The 16,458-nt window shown below is 46.8% G+C and carries 14 protein-coding genes and 1 pseudogene; 9 read left to right on the forward strand and 6 right to left on the reverse strand.

From position 1 onward, the window contains the following. The first annotated feature begins 34 nt into the window (after positions 1-34). From ELR70_RS08560 to ELR70_RS08580, 5 genes and pseudogenes are all read left to right on the forward strand, one after another. Positions 35-703, forward strand: coding sequence for a tRNA-uridine aminocarboxypropyltransferase (locus tag ELR70_RS08560; RefSeq protein WP_054014578.1), 669 nt, complete (start codon positions 35-37; stop codon positions 701-703). Positions 704-1,596: 893 nt separating this feature from the next. After that, positions 1,597-2,601: a Fe(3+) ABC transporter substrate-binding protein gene (locus ELR70_RS08565; protein WP_054014579.1), complete on the forward strand. Its 1,005-nt coding sequence runs from the start codon at positions 1,597-1,599 to the stop codon at positions 2,599-2,601. Then, complete coding sequence (locus tag ELR70_RS08570; RefSeq protein ID WP_054014580.1) at positions 2,602-4,233, forward strand: iron ABC transporter permease; 1,632 nt, start codon at positions 2,602-2,604, stop codon at positions 4,231-4,233. Then, a complete protein-coding gene (locus ELR70_RS08575; RefSeq protein WP_054014581.1) occupies positions 4,233-5,264 on the forward strand; it encodes an ABC transporter ATP-binding protein in 1,032 nt (343 codons plus the stop codon). Before ELR70_RS08570 ends, ELR70_RS08575 begins: the two co-directional genes overlap by 1 nt. 216 nt (positions 5,265-5,480) lie before the next feature. Further along, positions 5,481-6,394, forward strand: a pseudogene (locus ELR70_RS08580) (Dyp-type peroxidase). 6 nt (positions 6,395-6,400) lie between these two features. Here ELR70_RS08580 and argR read toward each other — a convergent pair. Beyond that, positions 6,401-6,868, reverse strand: coding sequence for a transcriptional regulator ArgR (gene argR / locus ELR70_RS08585; RefSeq protein WP_054014583.1), 468 nt, complete (start codon positions 6,866-6,868; stop codon positions 6,401-6,403). 273 nt (positions 6,869-7,141) lie between these two features. Here argR and mdh point away from each other — a divergent pair, with 273 nt between their 5' ends. Then, positions 7,142-8,074 (forward strand): malate dehydrogenase, encoded by a 933-nt coding sequence (gene mdh, locus ELR70_RS08590; RefSeq protein ID WP_054014584.1) that lies wholly within the window; start codon positions 7,142-7,144, stop codon positions 8,072-8,074. A 90-nt stretch (positions 8,075-8,164) separates the two neighbouring features. Here mdh and serA read toward each other — a convergent pair whose 3' ends face one another. The 5 genes from serA to ELR70_RS08615 form a co-directional block, all read right to left on the reverse strand. Continuing rightward, entirely contained in the window at positions 8,165-9,394 is a 1,230-nt protein-coding gene (gene serA, locus ELR70_RS08595) for a phosphoglycerate dehydrogenase (protein ID WP_054014585.1), read from the reverse strand. 12 nt (positions 9,395-9,406) lie between these two features. Beyond that, a complete protein-coding gene (rpiA, locus tag ELR70_RS08600) occupies positions 9,407-10,060 on the reverse strand; it encodes a ribose-5-phosphate isomerase RpiA (RefSeq protein ID WP_054014586.1) in 654 nt (217 codons plus the stop codon). Between the two features lie 146 nt (positions 10,061-10,206). Beyond that, positions 10,207-10,824 carry a 5-formyltetrahydrofolate cyclo-ligase gene (locus ELR70_RS08605; protein WP_054014587.1) on the reverse strand — a complete coding sequence of 206 codons (618 nt, stop codon included), beginning with the start codon at positions 10,822-10,824 and terminating at the stop codon, positions 10,207-10,209. After that, on the reverse strand, positions 10,824-11,360 hold the full coding sequence (locus tag ELR70_RS08610; protein ID WP_054014588.1) for a hypothetical protein: 537 nt from the start codon (positions 11,358-11,360) through the stop codon (positions 10,824-10,826). The genes ELR70_RS08605 and ELR70_RS08610 overlap by 1 nt, the downstream gene beginning before the upstream one ends. Before the next feature lie 225 nt (positions 11,361-11,585). Next, positions 11,586-13,112, reverse strand: a complete 1,527-nt coding sequence (locus ELR70_RS08615; RefSeq protein WP_128064543.1) for a carboxypeptidase — start codon at positions 13,110-13,112, stop codon at positions 11,586-11,588. A 336-nt stretch (positions 13,113-13,448) separates the two neighbouring features. Between ELR70_RS08615 and ELR70_RS08620 the strand changes: the two genes are divergently transcribed. The 3 genes from ELR70_RS08620 to ELR70_RS08630 all read left to right on the forward strand — a co-directional run bounded on the left by ELR70_RS08620 (position 13,449) and on the right by ELR70_RS08630 (position 16,455). Further along, on the forward strand, positions 13,449-14,684 hold the full coding sequence (locus tag ELR70_RS08620) for a diguanylate cyclase (protein ID WP_054014589.1): 1,236 nt from the start codon (positions 13,449-13,451) through the stop codon (positions 14,682-14,684). A gap of 191 nt (positions 14,685-14,875) precedes the next feature. Beyond that, entirely contained in the window at positions 14,876-15,214 is a 339-nt protein-coding gene (locus tag ELR70_RS08625; protein ID WP_010382970.1) for a P-II family nitrogen regulator, read from the forward strand. An 11-nt stretch (positions 15,215-15,225) separates the two neighbouring features. Beyond that, positions 15,226-16,455, forward strand: coding sequence for an ammonium transporter (locus tag ELR70_RS08630; RefSeq protein ID WP_054014590.1), 1,230 nt, complete (start codon positions 15,226-15,228; stop codon positions 16,453-16,455). Positions 16,456-16,458: the final 3 nt, after the last annotated feature.

Raw genomic sequence — 16,458 nt, forward strand, 5'->3', positions numbered from 1 at the left:
CTAAGATAGCCGGCCCAAGTTTGAGGAGAAAAGCGTGGAAAACTCGGTACTGGCATTACGAGCTCAACAAATAGCATCCGCGAGGCGGGAATTCAAGGCTCGGGGATCAAAATTGCCCCGTTGCGAGCGGTGTTTACTGGCTGAACCTTTATGTATCTGTGCCGGTATTCAGGTAGCTGAATGCAACAGTGCAGTATGCTTACTGATGTATCACAATGAGAGTTTCAAACCTTCTAATACGGGCCGCCTGATAGCGGACATTGTGCCAGACAATCATGCGTTCCGCTGGGACCGCACCGATCCTGATGCTGATTTACTGGCTCTGCTGAATGATCCCGCGTATCAACCTGTGGTGGTTTTTCCGGCGGAGAATGTCGAAACTGAGCGAGTGATACATCAGGTGACGCGACAAAGTGGTAAAACACCACTCTACATTTTTCTCGACGGGACCTGGCGAGAAGCGAAAAAAATGTTCCGAAAAAGTCCATATCTGGATAAGTTTCCTGTTTTGTCCGTGACACCAGAAAGCTTATCTGATTATAAGCTGAGGGTAGCCCCACATGCTCACCAGCTGGGAACAGCGGAAGTTGCTTGTGTGGTGTTGGCTGAAAACGGCGAAAATCAGGCTGCGGAATACCTGACCCATCATTTTGTCGATTTTCGTGATGCGTATCTGAAAGGGAAGAAAAGCAAATTGGCGTGAGCAGTTGAACGCCTAATACCAATTTGCTTAATTAAGTGTTCTATTTTGAGGCGAGAAAATATGTTCGATAACTAGGCAAAAATTTGCGAACTCATACCTTAGGTAAAGGTTCTAAATGAGAAATTTTTAACACAGTTAGCGTCATATTTGCTCCGTCAAATTGATCAGGTATTAAGTGAAATTGGTATAAATTTAAAAGGGCCATAAATAAGAAGAGCGCGACCCTTGCGGGCCGCGCTTGACGGAATCTTCTAAATAGCGTCCTGCTATGTTGATGAGATCAACTCCTTACATGCTCTTCCATGTCTCGCCTTGCGTTGTCATTCTGCGAGATGTACATCCTGTACTGTCCTTAAAGCAATCAGCGCTCCCATATGCTGACTTAGTCCGTGCTTACCATCCTTTGTGTCGTCATCCTGACTTGTTCCTGTTTCCCTGTATTCCTGTGCACCATCCACCTGTGCATCAACGTCCTTACTTAAACGGCATATCCTGTTGTCCGAAGCCTAATCCTAGTTCCTGACATTCCTACCGCACAAACTCCATGACCAGCAACTCAATCCATTTCCCTGTTGCTTTGTGCTCTCCCCTTGAGATGACTAAAGTATATGAGACTCTGGGTGAGATAACACCACAAAAAAACGCTTAGAAATTCGATTAATTAATTTGGCTACAAAAAAACTTGTTATCTAACAAAGACCTTTTTGTATTTTGTTGATAAAGTCAGCGTTATCTTCATAGATAGCGACAAGCTTAGTGAGAGATGTCTTACAAACAAATGTCCTTATGTCGCTATTTAATAAAATTGCAATATGCCGAACTATCGGCTGTATTTTGCCTGGTTTCGGGTTACCATATCCTGAGAATAGTAATTGTTTTTATTTGGAGCTCCTATGAAAAGTGCAATCTTAACTCTGCTTGCTGCCGTTAATAGTTTATCTGCTGTCGCTGCGGATGAGGTAAACATCTATTCCTATCGTCAACCTTTTCTGATCCAGCCAATTCTGGACGACTTTACTAAGCAGACTGGTATTAAAACCAATGTGGTGTTTGCGAAAAAAGGCCTGATTGAGCGAGTAAAAAGGGAAGGCAAACATGGCCGTGCCGATCTTGTGCTAACCTCGAATTTCAGTGCGATGATCCAGCTTGAGGAGCTTGGGTTGACTAACCCGATAGAAAGTGAAGCGGTTGACAAAAATATTCCAGCTAGCTTTCGGGATCCGGATGGCCACTGGGTCGCCTTGACCAAGCGTGTACGTAATGTTTATTCCTCAAAAGACAGATCAGGAAAGCTAACCAATCTGAGTTATGAGGAACTGGCTGATCCTAAATACAAAGGCAAAATTTGTACGCGTTCAGGTAAACACCCCTACAACCTGGGGCTGGTAGCGTCTATGATTGCACACCATGGTGAAGCTGAAACCAAGACCTGGCTGCAAGGGGTGAAGGCCAATCTGGCACGTAAGCCACAGGGCAACGACCGTGCGCAGGTTAAAGCTGTAAAAGAAGGTCTGTGTGACCTGGCACTGGGCAACAGCTACTACTTTGGTAAAATGCTTGAAGACAGTAAGCAAAAAGTCTGGGCTGATGCGGTTTATATTAATTTCCCAAATCAGACCGACCGTGGCTCGCACCTGAATGTTTCGGGTGTAGTAATGACCAAGTACTCGAAAAACAAAGAAAATGCCTTGAAACTGATCGAGTTTATGACCGACAATAAAGCCCAGAACATGTACGCCTCGATGAATATGGAATATCCGGTTAAACCGGGCGTCGAATTGTCGAAACTAGTGGCATCCTGGGGCACCTTTAAGGAAGACAGCTTACCTTTGTCCGAGATCAGTAAATACCGTCCGATGGCGCTTAAGCTCATCGATGAGGTAAAATTTGACCTGTAAATGCAATTAAAACAAAGTCTGTCCTCGTGGCAGTGCATGGCGTGGTTGATAGGCATAGCCCTGTCAATCCCGCTGGCATTTCTGATTTTCGAAGCACTGCAAGGTGAATCGGAAGTATTCAGCCATTTATGGCAGAGTGTGTTATGGGATTATACCCGTAACACCATAGTGCTGATCGCCGGTGTGGTGACGCTCAGCTCACTCATTGCCCTGCCGCTGGGGTGGTTAACAGCCTACTGTCATTTTCCCGGCAAGCGGATATTTGAATGGGCATTGATGTTACCCCTAGCACTTCCTGCTTATATCATCGCTTACGTTTATACTGATTTACTCGATTATGCCGGGCCGGTTCAGATTTGGTTACGACAGCAATTTGGTTGGCAGGGGCCAGATGATTACTGGTTTTTTGACCTGCGCACTTTGCCTGGCGCCATAGTCATGATAGCTCTGGTACTTTATCCCTATCTCTATTTGATTTTCAAAACTGCTTTGCGAGAGCAGTCTTTCAAGCTGGTACAGGCCAGTCAGCTGATGGGCATGAGTCCGGCGCAGAGTTTCTTCAAAGTGAGCTTACCTTTATCCCGTGGCGCAATTGTTGCCGCATTAGCGCTGATCAGCATGGAAACTATGGCGGATTTTGCCACCGTGCATTACTTTGCGGTAAGCACCCTGACAACAGCTGTGTACGACACCTGGCTGGGATATTATTCGCTGACTGCCGCAGCCAAGATCTCGGGTATCATGCTGTTGTTTTTGTTTGTCGCGCTGTTACTTGAGCGTATGAGTCGTAAAACACAAGTGGTACATGAGCGACAGTCTGGGGTTAATGACACCTATCTTTACGATTTGACCGGTTATCAGGGGTGGCTGGCCTGGGGCTTCTGTATGCTGATCCTCGGTGTGGCGTTTTTTGTGCCGGTTGGAATACTCCTCAATTACGCGTGGCATTATTTTGATCAGGCCTGGAATGAGGAGTTTTTTAATTACGCGCTGCAGAGTTTGAAGATCAGTTTATACGTGAGTGCTATCGCTATGATGATCAGTTTATTGGTGGTGTATTATCAGCGCATTGAACCGGGCAAACTCTCCCCATTGCCGGGCCGGTTTGCCAGTACCGGATATGCATTACCAGGAACAGTTCTGGCAATTGCGGTGCTGTTACCACTCACTTTAATGGACACCAAACTAAATGAATGGCTTGATGGTTCAGGCTTTGAGCCCGGCCTGTTGCTGAGTGGTACCTTGTTCGCTATGGTTTTTGCCTATGTCGTGCGGTTTTATGCGATTGCCCATGGTGCCGTGGAATCGAGTTTTGTGCGTATTAGCCCGAGTATCGATATGGCCAGCTTATCACTCGGGAAAGGGCGCTTTCAGACCCTGACCCGGGTTCATATGCCCTTGCTGAAGCGTGGATTGCTGACCGCTGGTTTATTGGTGTTCATTGAATGTATGAAAGAACTGCCAGCTGCACTGCTGTTAAGACCATTTAATTTTGAAACCCTGGCCACCCATGTTTATCAATATGTCAGTGATGAGCAACTTGAACTGGCCTCTATCTCTGCCTTGTTTATCGTCCTGGTTGGACTGATCCCCTTATACTGGGTTAATCGCTCAATGGAACAACACAACTAATGCCAAGCTTAGAAATCCAATCGTTACACTACCATTATGATGGTCACCCTGTGATACAGCAGCTTGATTTGACAGTGGCTGAGAATGAAATAGTTTGCCTGCTCGGTGCCAGTGGCTGTGGTAAAACGACAACCTTAAAGGCCATTGCCGGGCTATTGCATCCTCAGCAGGGTGAGATCCGCATTAATGGCAAAAGTGTCAGCAGCGAGCTACATTTCGTCGCGCCTCAGCATCGCAATATCGGTATGATGTTTCAGGATTATGCACTGTTTCCGCACCTAACTGTTGAGCAGAACATCGCCTTTGGTCTCAATAAACTGAGCAAGCCAGAAAGGTACAGCCGTGTGGCACAAATGTTGGAGCTGGTGCATCTGGAAGGGTACGCGAAACGCTTCCCCCACGAGCTATCTGGTGGTCAGCAGCAGCGGGTCGCCATTGCCAGAGCCCTTGCATACCATCCCAACCTGTTGTTGCTGGACGAGCCGTTTTCAAACATCGATGCGCAGGTGCGTTTTCAGCTGATCAAAGATATTCGCGATATTATTAAAGATCAGCAAGTATCGGCTATTTTCGTCAGTCACTCCAAAGATGAGGCTTTTGCTTTTGCAGATCGGCTCGCCATTATGCATCAGGGGCAAATTGCCCAGCTAGGCACGCCCAAAGAGCTCTTCCAGCATCCGAGTAGTCGCCAGGTGGCGGAATTTTTGGGGCAAGGTGCCTATGTAGCAGCGCAGCGCCATAACGGTGCCCAGGTTGAAACGGCGTTTGGTTCAGTGGAGTCTCTGATTGATATTCATAGCCCGGTACAGGAAGGGCAGATATATCTCAGACCCAGCCATATTGAACTGTTTAATGCTGAACAGGGCCAGGTTGAGGTGATGCAACACCGCTTTGTCGGGACTGAGTATTTGTATGCCATTGAACTGGAAGGTCAGGTGCTGGAAGTCGCGATGCCGTCAGATAAACCTCTGGATCTCAGTAGACCAGTGAGTTTGAAAATTAAGCCCCATGCGATAAACTTCTTTTCTTAAGGCATAACAATTCGTTACATTACCTAGTAGTAAGTTAGGGTAGAGCGGTGACCGGGCGTGAACAGAGACACCCACAAAGAAGGGGCACAACCGCACCCTACAGGGCTCATTATGGCGAGTTTTTATGTCAGATGTAATACCAATTTGCTCCTTCGAATTGAACAAGTATTAAGTGAAGTTGGTATTCGTACGTTGAAATAATCATAGGGTGGGGTAATGGCGCAAGCACAATCCGGGATATGTGCCGAGGCAAATCTGCATGGTTTGCACTTATTTTTTAACGTACTGGATGGCCAGGATGAAGTCGTACGCTCGGCGCTCAGTCAGGCTGGCAGGTTACAGGATGAGCTTAGCGACCGTTTTTCAGAAGCTATGCTGAGCAGTTTTGTGGCCATTGGTGCACAATACTGGCCTCATATTTACCCTGAGTTTATTCCTCCCCAGCTTAAAAGTTTTCCCCTGATTAAAAGCAGTGAGCACTTGTGCCACAGTCAGCCCTTCGATCTGCTTTATGTGATCCGTTCTGACAGAGAAGACGTTAATCATCTGTTTGCTCAAAGCGTACTGCATATGCTGGCGGGTAGTATTGAGCTGGTTGCTCAGGTACGCGCATTTCGATTTCTCGATGGCCGCGACTTCAATGGCTTTGTCTATGGCGCTGATATCCCTCATGGGCGCTTTAAGCGCCAGGTTGCACTAGTGAGCAACCCAGACGGCCTGGATGATCAGGGGAGTTATATTCATGTACAGCGTACTCAGTTTGATTTGGCGCGCTGGCAGGCATTGCCCTTAGCTGATCAGGAGCAGTTAATGGGACGCACCCGGCTGGATAATGAGCTGATTGAAGATGCCCCCCCTACAATCACGCTCGGCTCAACGAGATAAAAGACAGCGAGGGGAAGCCTTTGTTACTCAATCAGAGCATGCCGTATGGTGATGTATATGAACAAGGCAGCCTGTGGCTCAGTTGTGCAGCGAAAGGCAACGCGTTTGAACAACTGCTGCATAGCCGCTTTGGGTTATGTGGTGACGGAGACTACGACCCTTTACTGGACTACTCTCAGGGGGATATGGGGGCGGCGTTTTTTGCGCCATCGCTAAAATTTTTAAAGCAAATGGCGCAGAAGTAAGTGTTATCAGACATTATCAAATAAGGTTTTCACACGCTCCAGTGTCTCATCAATTTCAGAGACCTTAGCGGGTGCAATAAAAATGGTATCATCACCCGCGATAGTGCCGAGGACGCCATCTGCAGAGCCTAAAGAGTCCAGTAGTCGGGCAATTAACTGCGCGGCTCCCGGGCTGGTACGAATAATGATCATCATTTCATTATGTACTATGTCAATCACCAGCTGGCGCAACGGGCTTTTGGCTGTAGGCACGCCCATTTCTGCCGGTAAACAATACACCATTTCCTGTTTAGCATTGCGGGTCCGGACAGCACCGAACTTGCTTAGCATCCGAGAGACTTTGCTCTGGCTAATGTTATCGAATCCCTGCTCCTTTAGGGCATCGACTATTTCACCTTGAGAACCAAAATTTTCTTCTTTTAACAGGGCCTTAAAGGCTTTGACGAGGGCTTCTTGTTTTTCCTGCGGCTGCATACTCTGTACTTCTTTGTGACTCAATTGCTAGGATTTTACACAAAACCACCCTGTTACCCAAATTTATGCACAAGAAGTTTCTTCAAGCGAGGAGGATTTCCTGAATGTGAAACCTACATTGAGGCGTAAACCATTAGTAGCAGTATTTGTCGCGAACTTTACAACTATAGTCGAAAAAAAGACGAAAATTGCGCGGATAAATTTGTTTTTGGCGGCGCTTTTCATTATCTTTACAGCACATTTAATTCCACCTTCAAATTATGGAGAATTCCAATGAAAGTTGCTGTATTAGGTGCCGCTGGCGGTATCGGTCAAGCATTGTCTCTTTTGCTTAAAAACGGTTTGCCTGCTGGTTCTGAGCTTGCGCTATACGACGTAGCGCCAGTAGTACCTGGCGTAGCGGTTGATCTGTCTCACATCCCTACAGCGGTAAAAGTTGCTGGTTTTGGTAAAGATGACCTGGATGCAGCGCTAGTTGATGCAGACATCGTTCTGATCCCTGCGGGTATGCCACGTAAGCCGGGCATGGACCGTGCTGATCTGTTCAATGTGAATGCAGGCATCATCAAAACTTTGTCTGAAGGCATTGTTAAGAACTGTCCTAAAGCCCTGGTAGGTGTTATCACAAACCCAGTTAATGGCACTGTGCCAATCGTTGCTGAAGTGTTCAAAAAAGCGGGTACTTACGATCCTGCTCGTGTATTCGGTGTGACTACACTGGATGTTATCCGTGCAGAAACTTTCATCGCTGAGCTGAAAGGCCTGAACGTAAGCGACGTGAAAGTGCCAGTGATTGGTGGTCACTCAGGTACTACAATTCTGCCTCTGCTTTCACAGGTTGAAGGTGCTGAGTTCTCTGATGAAGAAGTAGCAGCACTGACCAAGCGTATTCAGAATGCAGGTACTGAAGTGGTTGAAGCTAAGGCAGGTGGCGGTTCTGCAACTCTGTCTATGGGCGCAGCCGCAGCACGTTTCTGCTTCTCACTAGTTAAAGGCCTGCAAGGCGAAAACGTTGTTGAGTATGCGTACGTTGAAGGCAACACTGGCGATGCGACTTTCTTCGCACAACCTGTACGTCTTGGCAAGAACGGCGTAGAAGAGCTACTACCATATGGCGAGCTGAGCGCGTTTGAGCAACAAGCAAAAGACGACATGCTGGCTACTCTTGAAAAAGACATCAAAGAAGGTGTTGATTTCATGGCATAATAGCCATCTTATTGAGTAACATATTGCTCAGTATATGAAATAAAAAAGCCTGTCATCAGACAGGCTTTTTTGTCTCTGTTACCAAAGCCGTTAGTGCAGGATACGGGCACGGATGGTGCCTTCAACTGCGCTTAACTCTTTTAAAGCAACTTCAGAATGATCGCTGTCGACATCAATCACCACGTAACCTATGCTTTCGTCGGTTTGCAGGTATTGAGCTGCGATATTAATACCATGCTGTGCGAAAGCCTGGTTAATTTGCGTCAGCACGCCAGGGCGGTTCTCATGCACGTGCAGCAGTCGACTGCGATTAGATAGTTCAGGAAGAGATACTTCCGGGAAATTCACCGCTGTAACCGTTGAGCCATTGTCTGAGTACTTGGTTAGTTTACCAGCAACTTCAATACCAATGTTTTCCTGAGCCTCCTGAGTGGAGCCTCCTACGTGTGGGGTTAAGATCACATTGTCGAATTGGCGCAGTGGTGAGACAAACTCTTCGTCATTAGACTTAGGTTCGACAGGGAATACGTCAATGGCGGCACCTGAGAGTTTACCTGCGCTGAGTGCTTCTGCCAGTGCATCGATATCCACGACTGTACCGCGCGATGCATTGATCAGAATGGCACCTTGCTTCATTACTTCCAACTCAGCCATACCGATCAAATTCTTGGTTTGCGACGTTTCAGGTACGTGCAAACTCACCACATCAGCACGTTGCAATAGCTGAGTTAAACTCTGTACCTGCTGCGCATTACCTAAGGTGAGTTTATCTTCAATGTCGTAAAACTCGACTTTCATACCGATGTTTTCAGCCATGATCCCCAGCTGAGTTCCTATATGACCATAACCAATGATCCCCAGTGTTTTACCGCGCGCTTCAAAGGAGCCAATAGCTGATTTGAACCATTCACCGCGGTGTGCCATGGCGTTGCGTTTTGGAATGCCCCGTAATAGTAGCAGGATCTCACCCAGGACCAGCTCAGCCACTGAGCGCGTATTAGAAAATGGCGCATTAAATACGGCTATACCGCGTTTTTTAGCCGCGTCCAGGTCGACCTGGTTGGTACCAATACAGAAGCAGCCAACAGCAACTAGTTTTTCTGCAGCTTCCAGCACGGCTTCACTCAGGTGAGTACGTGAGCGGATCCCGACAAAGTGGACATTCTTGATCCGCTCAATCAGTTCACTTTCAGGTAGCGATGTCTTGACGTACTCGATATTGCTATAACCATTGCGTTTGAGTGTTTCAACTGCGCTCTGGTGCACGCCTTCCAACAATAAAATGCGAATTTTGTCCTTTGACAACGATACCTTACTCATGACTTATTCCTGTTACTTAATTTGTGGCCCCTCTGGGGTACCTGTAATGACGATGTTGGCGCCGCGCTGAGCGAACAGGCCATTGGTGACAACACCGACGATTTGATTAATTTTTTCTTCCAGCTCGGCTGCCTGAGTGATGGACAGTCCATGTACGTCTAAAATCACGTTGCCATTGTCTGTCACGACGCCCTGACGATAGACAGGATCACCACCGAGCTTAAGTAATTCGCGGGCAACATAGCTTCGTGCCATTGGGATCACTTCAACCGGTAAAGGGAACTGGCCCAGTACGTCAACATGTTTAGTGTTGTCGACGATGCAGACAAATTGTCTGGCAACTGCGGCAACAATCTTCTCGCGTGTCAGTGCTGCACCACCACCTTTAATCATCTGGTTATGTGCATTAATTTCATCCGCACCATCCACGTAGATGTCCAGCTCAGAGACATCATTAAGCTCAAATACGTCGATCCCCAGCGCTTTGAGCTTTTCTGTGGAAGCCTCAGAACTTGAAACCGCCCCTTTAATGGTATCTTTGACACTGCCTAATGCATCAATAAAGTGGTTTACGGTAGAACCTGTACCCACACCAACAACTGTACCAGCTTCGACATATTGTAATGCCGCCCAGGCAGCTGCTTTTTTCATTTCATCTTGAGTCATAACGCGATCACTGTTTTAGTTAATTATTGGTTCGCAATTATACGCCCAAAGCGCAGAAAAGTATGCCAGATGCCTTTAATAGAAGAATTTATGATCTGGCACTATTGTGATGAATCAGTGGTGGGGGAGATACATTATCAATGCGTTTACCACTGATAGCATTTTTGCGGCGTGATTATGGTTGATAAGGGCACGTCCCAGGCTTCTGTTGGCAATGCCGGGACTTTCTGACAGTCATGTGCCAGTCCAATTAACTTTGGTTGTTGCCAGTTTTCACGATAATAACGCGCCAGTGTACGATCATAGTAGCCACCTCCCATACCGAGGCGATTGCCTGCGTCGTCAAACGCCACCAACGGAAGCAGTAAATAGTCTAACTGCGCCAGTGGGCAAATTTCGCTACAATTTAATTCTGGTTCTAAGATAGCATAGCGATTCCGCTTCATGGGTGAGTTTTTTTCATACTTCTGAAACAGCAAAGTGACCTTACTAAAAGGGTGGATCACAGGCAGGAAAAGTGACATCCCTTTTGACCAAAGTGATTGAATTAAAAGGTTTGTTCTGAGTTCGCCATCGTTCTCAAGGTAGATCCCGATTCGGGCCTTTTTAGGTAAGTCTACATGTTGAATAAAATTAATATTTAATTTTTCTTCTGCATCTTTTTGTTGTTCTTCAGAGAGGCTGTTGCGAGATTTTCTAATATCATTCCGAATTTTCTTCCTGATAGTTGCAGTATTTTCATCTAAGCGTGAATTTATTTTCATTACATTGGCACCAACTCTGGGAAAGCGAGGCTGATCCCTAGAACAACTAGCAGTAACACTAATAGTGATAGCAGAATATATAAGAGCTTTTTAGAACGTTTAGGTGGCTCACTGTCCAACTCAAGTTCACTGAACAGGGTTTCGTCTTCCCATTCATCGTCTTCACTTTGCTCGCTTTGTACTTGCTTACCGTCGATGCGTTGTTCAAGTTCATCCAGCTTTTCTTCGATGCGGATCAGACTGCTGGTGATGTAGTCCAGAGCATCAAATACGCGTTCATTCGCAGCGTTTTGAGCGCCTCCAGCTACTGATGAGGTGTGTGCTTGTAGCTTGCTTTGGATCCCATACATCGCAAGCAACTTAGCCTGCTTCAGACACTTTTGTTTGTCAGCGGGACCAAACAAGGGCTTACCTGAGGTGAATTCGGTGACCTTTTGCTCTGGTACTTTTAACTTGGCTGCGAGTTGCTCTATGGCTGCCTGGTCGTCGGTACCGGGCTTAAAGCCAGAAAACACAACGCGAAAATGCTCGCTCATGAGGTTTCCTCACTATCTGTACTTCGGGCCCACGGCTCACTCTTAACCCAGCGGATTGTTGTTAACTTATTGCTGAGTAAGCAGAATAAAAACATGGGCATCTTCAATTGTTGTTTTGAGTATACCTAACTTTTGCAATCTGTGTGTGAAGTTATCTGTGCTCGCCGCAAGGGAAATAAAAACGGCGCCTCAGTTGGGCGCCGTATTCTCGTCATTCAACTGGATTCAATATTTCGCTGACTGGTTGAATTTTAGCGAGTCGGTGATGAATTCTCGCAGGTCCTGATTGGCTTGAGTCAGGTCAGGGCGACGCAGATACATCATGTGACCTGAGCGATAGCCCTTAAAGCGCAATCTGTCCTGCATTTTACCGCTGGGATCGAGATGCCAGAGGTTGTACTTACCATCAAAGTAGTTGGTGGCGCCATCATAGTAACCTGACTGCACCATTACGTTCAGGTAAGGGTTTTTCGCCATTGACAGACGCAACTGCTCACCGACATCGTTATTACTGCGATCCCAGGGGCGCACGTCACCAAACATATTGTATTTTATGTCGGTTTTATAATTCAGCTCGGAGCGGAAATAATGGTTGATTGCAGGTGTAAATGCGTGCAACCAGGCATCCAATTCCGGCCAATAATCTGGCTTTTCGCCCGCCTCTCGTTTATCAATTCCAAGGTAACGAGAGTCCAGGCGACCGACAGTGTAACCGCGTTCGCGTAACAACTCTTTCCAGAAAGCCTGGTTGGGAATATCGAGGTTATTTTGCAATACGAACTGCTCTGATAGCCCACTGTAATGGGCAACTTTTTTAGCAACTTTCTGGCGTGCCTGTTCATTCAACATGGCGCCTTTGGCTAAAGCGGGCAGATAGTGGTCGAGTGTATAGGCTTCGACCTGCTCAAGTACGCTAAGCAGATCCTGATTCTGTAGCTCTTCAGAGAGCGCATTGTGATACCAGGCAGTTGCGGCGAAATATGGCAGACGGTTAGCACTTTTTACAGGCCCCTGACGTTTAATGCCTATGTCAGTGGGAGAAACCAGTACGACCCCATTGAGAAATAGCCATTGCTTGTTTTGTAGCTCATGGGCTAAACCAGAAACACGGGTTGTGCCATAGCTTTCGCCGATCAAAAATTTAGGAGAGAGTGCGCGGCCATGGCGGTTAACAAAAGTATTTAGCCAGCTTGCAAGATATTCCACATCGGCATTGATACCAAAAAAGCGTTTTTGCAGAGTTTGTTTGTCGGCCATTGAACCATCTTGCTCGGGGAGTACACGCGAATAGCCTGTATTAACTGGATTCACAAACAGGATATCGGCCACATCCAGCACAGAATCTGGGTTATCTTTCAAACCATACGGTTGCATTGGATAACCTTCATCGTCAATTTTCAGTACCCGGGGGCCAGTATAAGCTATGTGCATCCATACAGAGGCAGAGCCCGGTCCGCCATTAAAGGAGATCAGCAACGGACGAGTGGCGGGATCTTTGACTTTGTTCTTTTTATAGTAAGTGTAATGTAGCGTCGCAATGGGGTGGCCTTCTTTATCCCATACCGGTTGAGTGCCCGTGGCAGCCGTGTAGGCAAAGCGTGCTCCGTTAAAGGTTCCTTTGTGCTCAGTAATAACCTGCGCATCGATTTGCTGGGTTAACTGGCCTTGGGTATCGGTTTGTGCCTGTACTGTTTGCGGCAACGTGGTGAGTAGAGTGGCAGAAAGTGCGAAAAGTAATGGCTTCAACAACATGTTCTTGTAATTTTTTGATGAAATGAATCGACTTATTTAAGACGGATATTAAGGAGAATTCAAAGAACTTGAGACTAATAGCCAAAAAACAGGCTACGCGTTCTGTATGTTGATTTTATGTATTAATAAGTTTCTTTTTTGTGCCTTAAATGGCTCGCGAGAACAGAGGTTCGGCGTATGTTGGTTGCTGTCTGTTTACAATTTAATTGAGTCGTGAGTTTTTTTTGTCACAGAAATCGCGTATATTTAATCCTTATGTCCGTAGTATGAAAGTATTTAGCGCTGTTAAATTCTTGTATCTCTTCCCTTTTCTCGTAGTTTTAGTAGAGCATAGTAATGCAAAGAGTATTAATCGTCGAAGACAGTAAGGTTGTGCAGCAGATCCTACGCCACCTTGCGTCACAACACCTGGATGTGGAAATTGATTATGCCTGGTCACTCAAAGAAACCCAGGCATTGCTCGAGAGCCAACATTACACCCTGGCATTGGTAGATCTGACCTTACCTGATGCGTCGGACGGTGAAGTAGTTCAGTTAACTCTGAGCCGCAATGTTCCTACGGTGGTACTGACCTCCAAAATAGATGAGTACAGTCGTCAGCAAATGCTTGAAATGGGGGTCGTGGACTATGTGATTAAAGACAATCGGGATTCTTATTTGTACGCTATCAAATTGGTATCGCGTTTGTTGCGCAACGAGGGGTGTCAGGCGCTCATTGCAGACGACTCCATGATCAGCCGTGCAGTGATGCGGCAAATGTTGGAGAAGCAGCTGTTCACTGTATTTGAGGCTCAAGATGGTGAGCAAGCGCTCAATATGCTCAATGCCAAACCAGAGATAAAGCTTCTTTTGACTGACTACGCGATGCCAACTATGGACGGTTTTGAGTTGGTGAAAGCTGTGCGAAATAGCCGTGGGCGTGATGATCTGGCCATCATAGGTTTGTCTGGAGCGGGCAGTCACGGTCTGTCAGCTAAGTTTATAAAATATGGCGCCAACGACTTTTTGACAAAGCCGTTTATGAATGAAGAGTTTCACTGTCGTGTAATGCAAACGATGGACCAGCTAAATCTGATCGCAGACATTAAAGAATATGCCCACCGGGACTTTTTGACGGGCCTCTATAATCGCCGCTATTTTTGCCAGCACATGGATAAGGTACTCAAAAATAAACCGGATCAGTTCACGCTGGCCTTGCTCGATCTGGATCATTTTAAGGCGATCAATGATCGGTATGGCCACCTTGGTGGTGACAAGGTCTTGTCTCAGGCGGCGGAATTGTTGAATAGTTCATTCAATCATTGCTTAGTTGCTCGTGTGGGTGGAGAGGAGTTTGCGGTGCTGATGCCGGGTAATGATCTGAAAGTGGCCAAAGACAGTTGTCAGGACTTTAGAGAACGCTTTGCCAATACTGAGTTTATGATCCAGGATGAGTCACTGCACTGTACACTCAGTGTTGGGATTGCCCGATGCGATAAAGCGACACTCAGTGATGTAATGCGTGCGGCAGATAATGCGCTGTACCGAGCTAAAGAAGCCCAGCGCAACTGCGTTATGGTCAGTGAAAGCTAAACCGGGCCACGTTCTCTCAACTTTGCACCATTTCAAGTCAGACAACAAACAAGCGCACCAGTTCGGTGCGTTTGTCCTTTCTAAAATGCGATAAAAATATCCTAACCAAATAAAAGATAAAGATTTTTATTTTTGGCATAAAGGTTGGATTACCCCCTGTGACAGGATCAGCTGCCCTGGGGGGGCAAATAATGAAAATGATAAGCGCAATAATTAAACCATTTAAGCTGGATGAGGTTCGCGAAGCCCTGGCCGAGCTCGGCATTGAAGGCATGACCGTGGTTGATGTAAAAGGCTTTGGCCGTCAGCGGGGTCACACCGAGTTGTATCGTGGAGCCGAATATCAGGTCGATTTTATTCCTAAAATTAAGCTGGAAATTGCCACGCGCAGTGAAAATACCCAACGTGTTGTTGAAGCTATTACAGAGATCGCCAGCACAGGCAAAATTGGTGACGGCAAAATCTTTGTTTATGACCTCGAACAGATAGTCCGGATCCGTACCGGTGAACTCGACGAAGAAGCGATTTAAGGGGCAAGACGATGGAAAACACGGTAATAGAATTACAATTCTCTCTGAACACATTTTACTTTCTGGTCAGTGGTATTCTGGTGATGTGGATGGCCGCGGGATTTGCCATGCTCGAAGCTGGGTTGGTTCGCTCTAAAAATACCACAGAAATTTTGACTAAGAATATCGCCCTGTATGCCATTGCCTGCACCATGTTTTTGCTGGTCGGCTATAACATCATGTATGTTGATAATGTTGAAGGCGGAGTAGTACCTAACTTTGGCGCACTGATTGGTAGTGCTGCGGCGGATGCGGACCATGCGCTGGAATCTGACTTTTTCTTTCAAGTAGTATTTGTAGCCACTGCGATGTCGATTGTCTCTGGCGCGGTTGCTGAGCGCATGAAGCTTTGGGCATTTTTATTGTTTACAGTCGTTCTGACAGGCCTCATCTATCCGATTGAGGGTTACTGGACCTGGGGCGCTGGGTTTTTGTCTGAGATGGGCTTTGTAGACTTTGCGGGCTCCGCCATTGTGCATGGTGCCGGTGCCGCGGCTGCTCTGGCTGGCGTGCTGCTGCTGGGTGCTCGAAAAGGTAAATATGGCAAGAATGGAGAGATTTATCCAATTCCAGGTTCAAACTTGCCATTGGCGACACTGGGTACTTTCATTTTATGGATGGGTTGGTTTGGCTTTAATGGTGGCTCTCAGTTATTTCTGGCTGATAAAAGTAACGCCATCGCAGTGAGTCAAATCATGGTTAATACGAATGCAGCGGCTGCGGCTGGTGCGATTGCTGCGCTGGTGGTGTGTAAACTGATGTGGAAAAAAGCAGACCTGACAATGATCCTAAATGGTGCGCTGGCCGGTTTAGTCACCATCACGGCAGAGCCTGCGTCACCGACACCTATTCTGGCCTGTATCCTTGGTATGTTGGGGGGCTCTTTAGTGGTATTCAGCATTGTTGCATTAGATAAACTGCGCATTGACGACCCTGTGGGCGCCATCTCTGTTCATGGTGTGTGTGGTGCGCTGGGTATTATGATGGTGCCATTTTCCAACAGCGACGCCAGTTTTGCGACACAAGCCATTGGTCTGGTGACTATTTTGGGCTTCGTATTTATTGCGTCATATATTGTCTGGGGTATGATCAAAACTCTGATGGGGATCCGTGTCGGGGAAGAAGAAGAGCTTAGTGGGATGGATCAGCATGACTGTGGTATCGATGCTTACCCAGAATTTGTGACCATTCGCAATAAGTAGTGA

The sequence above is a fragment of the Pseudoalteromonas sp. R3 genome (assembly GCF_004014715.1).
GTDB lineage: Bacteria > Pseudomonadota > Gammaproteobacteria > Enterobacterales > Alteromonadaceae > Pseudoalteromonas.

What these genes read in the sequence shown, in the direction of transcription:
- ELR70_RS08625 (WP_010382970.1), top strand. Translation starts at nt 14,876, where the DNA reads ATGAAAATGATAAGCGCAATAATTAAACCATTTAAGCTGGATGAGGTT.
- ELR70_RS08605 (WP_054014587.1), bottom strand. Translation starts at nt 10,824, where the DNA reads ATGAAAATAAATTCACGCTTAGATGAAAATACTGCAACTATCAGGAAG.
- ELR70_RS08630 (WP_054014590.1), top strand. Translation starts at nt 15,226, where the DNA reads ATGGAAAACACGGTAATAGAATTACAATTCTCTCTGAACACATTTTAC.
- ELR70_RS08570 (WP_054014580.1), top strand. Translation starts at nt 2,602, where the DNA reads ATGCAATTAAAACAAAGTCTGTCCTCGTGGCAGTGCATGGCGTGGTTG.
- ELR70_RS08620 (WP_054014589.1), top strand. Translation starts at nt 13,449, where the DNA reads ATGCAAAGAGTATTAATCGTCGAAGACAGTAAGGTTGTGCAGCAGATC.
- rpiA (WP_054014586.1), bottom strand. Translation starts at nt 10,060, where the DNA reads ATGACTCAAGATGAAATGAAAAAAGCAGCTGCCTGGGCGGCATTACAA.
- ELR70_RS08610 (WP_054014588.1), bottom strand. Translation starts at nt 11,360, where the DNA reads ATGAGCGAGCATTTTCGCGTTGTGTTTTCTGGCTTTAAGCCCGGTACC.
- argR (WP_054014583.1), bottom strand. Translation starts at nt 6,868, where the DNA reads ATGCAGCCGCAGGAAAAACAAGAAGCCCTCGTCAAAGCCTTTAAGGCC.
- mdh (WP_054014584.1), top strand. Translation starts at nt 7,142, where the DNA reads ATGAAAGTTGCTGTATTAGGTGCCGCTGGCGGTATCGGTCAAGCATTG.
- serA (WP_054014585.1), bottom strand. Translation starts at nt 9,394, where the DNA reads ATGAGTAAGGTATCGTTGTCAAAGGACAAAATTCGCATTTTATTGTTG.
- ELR70_RS08615 (WP_128064543.1), bottom strand. Translation starts at nt 13,112, where the DNA reads ATGTTGTTGAAGCCATTACTTTTCGCACTTTCTGCCACTCTACTCACC.
- ELR70_RS08575 (WP_054014581.1), top strand. Translation starts at nt 4,233, where the DNA reads ATGCCAAGCTTAGAAATCCAATCGTTACACTACCATTATGATGGTCAC.
- ELR70_RS08565 (WP_054014579.1), top strand. Translation starts at nt 1,597, where the DNA reads ATGAAAAGTGCAATCTTAACTCTGCTTGCTGCCGTTAATAGTTTATCT.